General features: G+C 68.2%; 9 protein-coding genes. 6 read left to right on the top strand and 3 right to left on the bottom strand.

All coding sequences use genetic code 11. The features are described from left to right. Positions 1-61 precede the first annotated feature (61 nt). From GVN67_RS16220 to arsH, 6 genes are all read left to right on the top strand, one after another. Positions 62-1,216 (top strand): ImmA/IrrE family metallo-endopeptidase, encoded by a 1,155-nt coding sequence (locus GVN67_RS16220; protein WP_159997792.1) that lies wholly within the window; start codon positions 62-64, stop codon positions 1,214-1,216. A gap of 4 nt (positions 1,217-1,220) precedes the next feature. Further along, positions 1,221-1,829 (top strand): type II toxin-antitoxin system VapC family toxin, encoded by a 609-nt coding sequence (locus GVN67_RS16225; RefSeq protein ID WP_159997794.1) that lies wholly within the window; start codon positions 1,221-1,223, stop codon positions 1,827-1,829. 70 nt (positions 1,830-1,899) lie between these two features. Beyond that, complete coding sequence (locus GVN67_RS16230) at positions 1,900-2,253, top strand: helix-turn-helix transcriptional regulator (RefSeq protein WP_159997796.1); 354 nt, start codon at positions 1,900-1,902, stop codon at positions 2,251-2,253. Beyond that, positions 2,250-2,678, top strand: a complete 429-nt coding sequence (arsC, locus tag GVN67_RS16235) for an arsenate reductase (glutaredoxin) (RefSeq protein WP_159997798.1) — start codon at positions 2,250-2,252, stop codon at positions 2,676-2,678. The genes GVN67_RS16230 and arsC overlap by 4 nt, the downstream gene beginning before the upstream one ends. Before the next feature lie 101 nt (positions 2,679-2,779). After that, positions 2,780-4,093, top strand: coding sequence for an arsenic transporter (locus GVN67_RS16240; RefSeq protein WP_159997800.1), 1,314 nt, complete (start codon positions 2,780-2,782; stop codon positions 4,091-4,093). Positions 4,094-4,145: 52 nt separating this feature from the next. Continuing rightward, positions 4,146-4,883 (top strand): arsenical resistance protein ArsH, encoded by a 738-nt coding sequence (gene arsH, locus GVN67_RS16245; RefSeq protein WP_159997802.1) that lies wholly within the window; start codon positions 4,146-4,148, stop codon positions 4,881-4,883. 81 nt (positions 4,884-4,964) lie between these two features. Here arsH and GVN67_RS16250 read toward each other — a convergent pair whose 3' ends face one another. The 3 genes from GVN67_RS16250 to GVN67_RS16260 all read right to left on the bottom strand — a co-directional run. Further along, complete coding sequence (locus GVN67_RS16250; RefSeq protein WP_159997804.1) at positions 4,965-5,222, bottom strand: hypothetical protein; 258 nt, start codon at positions 5,220-5,222, stop codon at positions 4,965-4,967. A gap of 137 nt (positions 5,223-5,359) precedes the next feature. Continuing rightward, positions 5,360-6,667: a SidA/IucD/PvdA family monooxygenase gene (locus GVN67_RS16255; RefSeq protein WP_159997806.1), complete on the bottom strand. Its 1,308-nt coding sequence runs from the start codon at positions 6,665-6,667 to the stop codon at positions 5,360-5,362. 82 nt (positions 6,668-6,749) lie between these two features. Next, positions 6,750-7,306 (bottom strand): N-acetyltransferase family protein (locus GVN67_RS16260; RefSeq protein WP_408906357.1); only part of this gene is annotated, 557 nt, incomplete at its 5' end.

Below are 7,306 nucleotides of genomic sequence, written 5' to 3' on the forward strand. Positions count from 1 at the left end.
GGAAGGCAGCCGCCACTTGTGGTCTTCTCCACGCCTCAAGCCGGGCGCAGGGAGGCGCGCGATGCCCTTCACTGCGGCCGCCTTCGGGCGCAAGCTCAGCACACTCCGCAAGGATTTCGGCCAGGAGATCGGCTCCGTCGCATCGTCGACCGGAATCCCGCCCGACAGGCTGGGTGCGCTCGAGGATGGCCGGATCGAGCCCACCGGGGACGAGGTCCTCATCCTGGCGGACCACTACCGGAAGGATTTCCAGTACCTCCTCGCTGACGGCGCCGAGGACCCTGACGAAGGCGTCGAGCTGCTCTTCCGGGAGCGTGGAGACGTGCTGCCGCAGGCGGATCGGGTCGCGATCGCGGAGTTCGCCTTCCTGTGCCGAAGCGAGGCAATGCTGGAGCGTGAACTCCGTCTCGAACCCCGCGGCCGGGCGTTCGAGTTCCGGCCGCGCGGCAAGTTCATGAAGGGGCATGGCCACGATTGCGCCGCAGCGCTGCGGAAGCACCTGAACCTCAACGACAGGGAAGGGGTGCGGGACCTCTTCTCCACCATACGGGACATGGGCATCCGGGTGTTCCGGCGGCGGCTCGAGAACTCCAACATCTCCGGCCTGTTCATGAACCACCCAGAGGCCGGTCGCTGCATTCTCGTCAACTTGGCTGAGGGGCTGGCGCGCCAGCGGTTCAGCGCCGCCCACGAACTCGGCCATGCCATTCTTGACGCGGACGATGCGCCAATCACCCTGTCCATGGTGGCGGGCGGGAGCAACCCCGAATGGGTCGAGGTGCGGGCGAACGCCTTCGCCTCGCACTTCCTCATTCCACCGGGGTTGCTCGCCGTCATGCCGCGCGACCACATGGCCGACCCGGCAGGAGTTTCCGCGTTGGCGGAACGCCTGCGCGTGAGCGTGCCAGCGCTCCTATCCGGCCTCCTCGACGCGCGGATCATCAGCGCGGAACAGCGGAGCTGGCTGCGGGAGGTTGCGCAACGGCCGCCCGAACCCCCGGATCCCGAGTTGGAGGGCCAGCTCAGCCCGGCGCAGCTGGCACGGAAGCAGGCGCTGCTGGAGCGTGGCCTGAGCGGGCGCTATGTTGGGCTGGCATTCGAAGCCTTCAACGCAAGGCGCGTTTCCCTGGGGCTTCTGACCGAGCTGCTTCTCTCCACACCCGGGGAAACGGTCGAAATCGCCGCGCTTTTCGGGCGGTCATTGGGGCGTGACTGAGCCTATGGAGGTCACCGTCGATATCCGCGCCTTCGCGCGGGTCAGCGCGATCGACACATGTTCGGTCTGGAACCTGCTGTCTTCCCCCCGGCTGCTGGCAACCGCCCTGCGCCGGGGACGGTGGTTCGTTGTCGCCCCCTACGTCCGGTACGAGGCCCTAGACAAGGCGCGTTCGCGTGCGACCAGCGCGGAATTGGCGATGCAGGATGAATTCAGGACCCGCTTGGCAGCGGGCAATCAGGGGTTCTCCGGGGAGGCGCTCTCTGTTGCCGACCTTCAGGCTGTCGCCGCCCTTCCGGCTTGTGGGCGGCTCGGTCGGGGCGAGATCGCCGCTCTCGCGCTCGCCCGCCGCCTGGGATCGGCCGTCCTCACCGAGGACAGGGGGGCGCGGAGGGTTGCGCCCCACGTGGGGGTGGACCTCGCTCAGACGACGCCGCAACTGCTCGGATGGCTCCTCTACGAGGGGCACCTGTCGGACAGCGACGTAGCGGACATCATCTCCGAGCACGAAGCCCGCATCGAGGCGAGCCGCGGCCGCATCACCAAGTACTTCCGGCGGATCTACGAGGAAGCTTGCCGACACCGATTGCTAAGGCACAGCTCTTCGGGCTGATGCGGTATGGAACGGAGCGTTTTCGACGAGCGCCAATTGACATCCTCCACATATCGACCATACTCGATATATGGATGAAACAGACGCCCTTGCCTGCCTGAGTGCCCTGTCTCAGGGCACCCGCCTGGACACCTTCCGGCTGCTGGTGCGCCACGAGCCGGACGGCCTGCCAGCGGGCGAGGTGGCGCGGCAGCTCGACGTCCCTCAGAACACGATGTCCACGCACCTCGCGGTCCTGACGCGGACCGGGCTGCTCCAGGCCGAGCGGCACAGCCGGTCCATCGTCTACCGGGCCGACCTCGGGCGGCTCCGCGAGATGATGCTGTTCCTGGTGCGGGACTGCTGCGGCGGGAGGGCGGACCTATGCCAGCCGCTCGTCGCCGACCTGCTCCCGTGCTGCCCGCCGCGGGAGACGACCCCATGAGCTCCGATGTCGTGATCTACCACAATCCCGCTTGCGGCACGTCCCGCAACACGCTGGCGATGATCCGCAACGCTGGCATCGAGCCGCATGTGGTCGAGTACCTGAAGTCGCCGCCGTCACGCGTCATGCTTCTCCAGCTGATGGCGCGGGCCGGGGTGACGCCGCGGCAGTTGCTGCGGCAGAAGGGGACGCCCTACGCGGAACTGGGCCTGGACGATCCCGCGCTGACGGACCGCCAGCTGGTCGACGCCGTGCTGGAGCACCCCATCCTCATTAACCGACCCCTGGTGGTGACCGAACTCGGCGTCCGGCTCTGCCGCCCCTCCGAGACCGTCCTCGACATCCTGCCGCAGCCGCAGATGGGCGCCTTCGCCAAGGAGGACGGCGAGCAGGTCGTGGACGTCCACGGCCGCCGCATCACCTGAGCCCGGCGCCAGCCGCCCTCCCACCGCACCGTGCGCCACCGCCTCGTCGCCAGCAAGCGACGGATGGCGGCGTGCGCCCTCCGCCCGAGAGAACCCGCCGCATGCTGGCCCTGGCCATCTTCGTCCTCACCCTCGTCCTGGTCATCTGGCAGCCCCGGGGGCTCGGCATCGGCTGGAGCGCCATGGGCGGCGCCGCGCTTGCGCTGCTGACCGGCGTCATCGGCTGGGCCGACGTGCCGGTGGTCTGGGACATCGTCTGGGACGCCACCTTCACCTTCGTGGCGCTCATCATCATCTCGCTGCTGCTGGACGAGGCCGGGTTCTTCCAGTGGGCGGCGCTGCACGTGGCGCGCTGGGGTGGCGGCAACGGGCGGCGGCTGTTCCCGCTGGTCGTGGTGCTGGGCGCGCTCATCGCCGCCTTCTTCGCCAACGACGGCGCCGCCCTGCTGCTGACGCCCATCGTCATGGCCATCCTGCTCAGGCTGAACTTCTCCGCGGCCGCCACGCTGGCCTTCATCGTGGCCTGCGGCTTCGTGGCCGACACCACCAGCCTGCCACTGGTCATCTCGAACCTCGTCAACATCGTCTCGGCCAACTACTTCGGCATCGGCTTCGGTCGCTACGCCGCCGTCATGGTGCCGGTGAACTTGGTGGCGCTGGCCGCGACGCTCGGCGTGCTCTGGGCCTACTACGGCCGCGAGGTGCCCGCCGCCTACGCGCTGGACCAGCTGGAGCCGCCGGGGGCCGCCATCCGTGACCACTTGGTCTTCCGGGCGGCCTTCCCTCTGCTGGGCGTGCTGCTGCTGGCCTACTTCGTCCTGGCGCCGCTCGACGTGCCGGTTGCCGCCGTGACCGGCGCGGCCGCCCTGGTGCTGCTGGTGCTGGCCGGGCGCTGGCACCGCGGCGGAAGCGGCGCCGTTGTCTCCATCCGCAAGGTGCTGGGCGAGGCGCCGTGGCAGATCGTCGTCTTCTCGCTTGGCATGTACCTGGTGGTCTACGGCCTGCGGAACGCCGGGCTGACGGACCACATGGCCGACGCGCTGGAATGGCTGGCCGGGCACGGGCTGTGGGCGGCGACCATCGGGACAGGCGTCGGTGCCGCTCTGATCTCCTCGGTGATGAACAACATGCCCAGCGTGCTGGTCGGCGCCCTGGCCATCGAGCAGGCGGAGGGCATCCCGCCCGCCATCCGCGAGTCCATGGTCTACGCCAACGTCATCGGCTGCGACCTCGGCCCCAAGTTCACCCCCATCGGCAGCCTGGCGACGCTGCTCTGGCTGCACGTGCTGGCTCGCAAGGGCACCACCATCACCTGGGGCCAGTACATGAAGGTTGGCCTAGTCATCACGCCGCCGGTGCTGCTGGCCGCGCTGGCCGCCCTGGCGCTCTGGCTGCCGGTGGCGGGCCAGCCGTGACCAACCTGACCTCCCGAACCCTGCAGCAGCTTCTGCCGACGGGGAGACCCTGATGAGTTCCGACCTCGACCTCTCGCTGCCCAACGTGGCCGACGAACACCTCCAGGTGCCGAACCTCGCCAAGCTCGGCATCCCCGGTGCCAGCCAGCACCCGCCGCGTATCCTGCTGCTCTACGGCTCGCTGCGGGAGCGGTCCTACAGCCGCTTCCTGACGCTGGAGGCCGAGCGCATCCTGCGCCGCCTGGGCGCCGAGACGCGGGTCTTCGACCCCCGCGACCTGCCGATGGTCGACAGCGTGCCTGCCGACCACCCCAAGGTCACCGAGTTCCGGGAACTGTCCCTGTGGTCCGAAGGCCAGGTCTGGTGCTCGCCGGAGCGGCATGGCGCCGTCACGGGCATCCTGAAGAACCAGATCGACTGGCTGCCGCTGGAGAGCCGCGGCGTCCGGCCAACCCAGGGACGCACGCTGGCGGTGATGCAGGTGTCCGGCGGCAGTCAGAGCTTCAACAGCGTCAACACGCTGCGCTTGTTGGGCCGCTGGATGCGGATGGTCACCATCCCGAACCAGTCCTCCGTGCCCAAGGCGTACGAGCAGTTCGACGAAGCGGGACGGATGCTGCCGGGGCCGCTCTACGACCGCGTGGTCGACGTGATGGAGGAACTGGTGAAGTTCACCCTGCTGACGCGGGATGTGTCCGGCCACCTGACCGACCGCTACAGCGAGCGCAAGGAGCGGGCGGAGAAGCAGGCCAGGGAGGATCTAGCCGCCACGTCCGGAGCGGTAGGCTGAACCTTACCGGCCCCCACAGCTACCGAGGCTCTGTGTCAGACGGTGCTATTGGCGAACTCCAGGTGTCCGCAAGGTGGCTGCCTAGGCCGTGGCAGCCACCTTGCGCGGGGAACTCTCCGACTTCTTCTTGCGTCCGCGCGATGCCATTGGCTTGACCGTGGTGCTGCCCGCCGACCGAACCTGCTTTGTCTCGGCCTTGGGTGCGGCCTCCACCTTCGCCTCGACCTGCGGCAGGAGGGTCTCGCGGTCAGCATCCAGGCCACGCTCGACGTAGGTCCTGATCAGGTCACCCTTCGAGGTGTTGCGGCGGTAAGCCACCTGCCGGAGGATCTCGTCCATCTGGGGATCCAGGAAGACGCTCCGAAGTACCTTGGTTACAGCCGCCATCATGACCTCCTCCGACCTATTTATATATATAGGTTGGCATGGCGGGCTTCAATGGCGCCGTGGCGCTAACGGCCCCGGGTCATCGACGCCTACCTCATGTAGGGGCGCAGGACGCGATCCGCCATGTCTCCCAGGGCCAGAAGGCTGGCGAATCCGGGGCCGACAAGCATGGACTGGAACGGGGCGTGCAGCCGCGGCAAGGTCCATCCGTCGCCGAACGCCAGGTTCTCATTCATCCCGTGCGTCAGCCTCTCGAGGTAAGCGGCCCGCTTGGTTCCGGCGGAGGGGACCGTGCCCGGCGGGAGCAGGTTCAGGAACCACCAGTTGTCGAAGCCGGTGGCGTTGATCACTAGGCCCGCATCGGTGGCGCCGGTTTGAGCCACTCCAAGTTTGAGCTCAAGCTTGGTCAGGGTCCGTTGCCAGCTAACCGTCAGGTCTCCGCTTCCGGTGGGGACGATGCTGGTGGCGCGCCCGTCGACGAAGGTCAGGGCTGACAGGTGAACGAGTTCCTCCATAACGGCATCCCAGACCACGCCCCGGGTCAACCGTTCAAAGAACGCCTTGCGGGTGGTGTGCGTCAGCGACTGCCACTGGATGGGATCACTGAAGAGGCGGTTCTCGAAGACGCTGTTGCCGCGGCTGTAGAACGTCGCCTGCTCCGCCAGAAGATGAATGGGGAGGTCCCGGAAGCCTTCGCGGACCAGCCACGCCAACACGGCCGCGGCGGTGCCGCCACTGCCGATCACGACGAGCGGGGCGTCCTCCGACACCGTCCGCGTATGTAGCAGGCCAAGTACCCTGGTCCGCTCCTTCGTGTGCCAGATCCCGTGGCCGTCCATCATGCGCGGACTGGATGTCGGCCCCATCGGGCGCGCCGGTCCGTGGCCTGTCACGACCACGCCATCGAAGATCGCTTCGTGGGCTTTGGCTGGCCCGGCGCCCGCCTCCTTCCACTCCACCTTCCAGGAACCGGACTCCTCCTCCAGACGCGTGACCTCTCCATGGTGCAGGGCCGCGCCGCTCCGCCCGAAGGCCCACTTCAGGTACTCGGCGAAGTCGCCATGCGAGGCTCGCGGGCACCCCAGATCGACCCAGTCGGCGTATCCCCTGGATGCCTTGAACGTGCTCCAGGAGAACCGGGCCATCATCTTCTCGGCTGCATCGGGCGCCCCGGGCATCTCCGCGTACGGGAAGCCCAGGTCCTTCTCCGCAGGCGTGCAGAGCGCCTGCTCCCCGTCGGTGTAGCCGTGCCGACCTGTCCAGGACGCGCCGATCTCACGCGCTTCGAAGACATGCACCTCGCAGTCGAGCAGGCCCTCTTCCCTGAGGATCTGCGCCTTCGCGGCGATGGCGACCGCCTTCGGTCCGCCACCCACGATTGCGAGTCTACTGCCCATGAAGCCGCTTCCAGGTTGCCGGGCGCGGACGATAGATCGACTTCAAGCCAACGGGAACCTGGTGGATCGCCGCGCGCCCGGGCTACTCGGTCACAGGAGGCGCCGTGTCGCCGTCGCCAAGCGCCAGCTGCATCAGCACGGTGTCCAGCCAGCGCCCATGCTTGCGCCCGACCGACCGCAGGACGCCGGTGTGCTCGAAGCCCACCGCCCGGTGCAGCCGGACCGACACCTCGTTCGCGCTGTCGCCGATGACGACCACCATCTGGCGGTAGCCGAGGTCAGAGCACTGCTGGATGAGGGCTTCAAGCAGGCGGCGGCCGATGCCGTGGCCGCGGGCCTCCTCGCTGATGTAGACCGAGTTCTCCAGCGTGTTCCGGTAGGCAGGCCGAGGCCGGTAGGCACCCGCGTAGGCATAACCCAGCACCCGCCCCTCACTGCCCTCGGCCACCAGGTAGGGCAGCCCACGCTCGGCGATGGCGGCCCTGCGCTGCCGCATGTCCTCGGCCGTCGGCGCATCGGTCTCGAAGGTGGCGGTGCCATGGAGCACGTGGTGTCGGTAGATGGCGGCGACGGCGCCCATGTCGGCCTCCGTGGCAGGCCGGATGATTACTGCGGCAGGCTGTTTGGCGGGGGCGGATG

Origin of the sequence: Roseomonas sp. 18066, assembly GCF_902706185.1 — a bacterium.
Classification (GTDB): Bacteria; Pseudomonadota; Alphaproteobacteria; order Acetobacterales; family Acetobacteraceae; genus Pseudoroseomonas.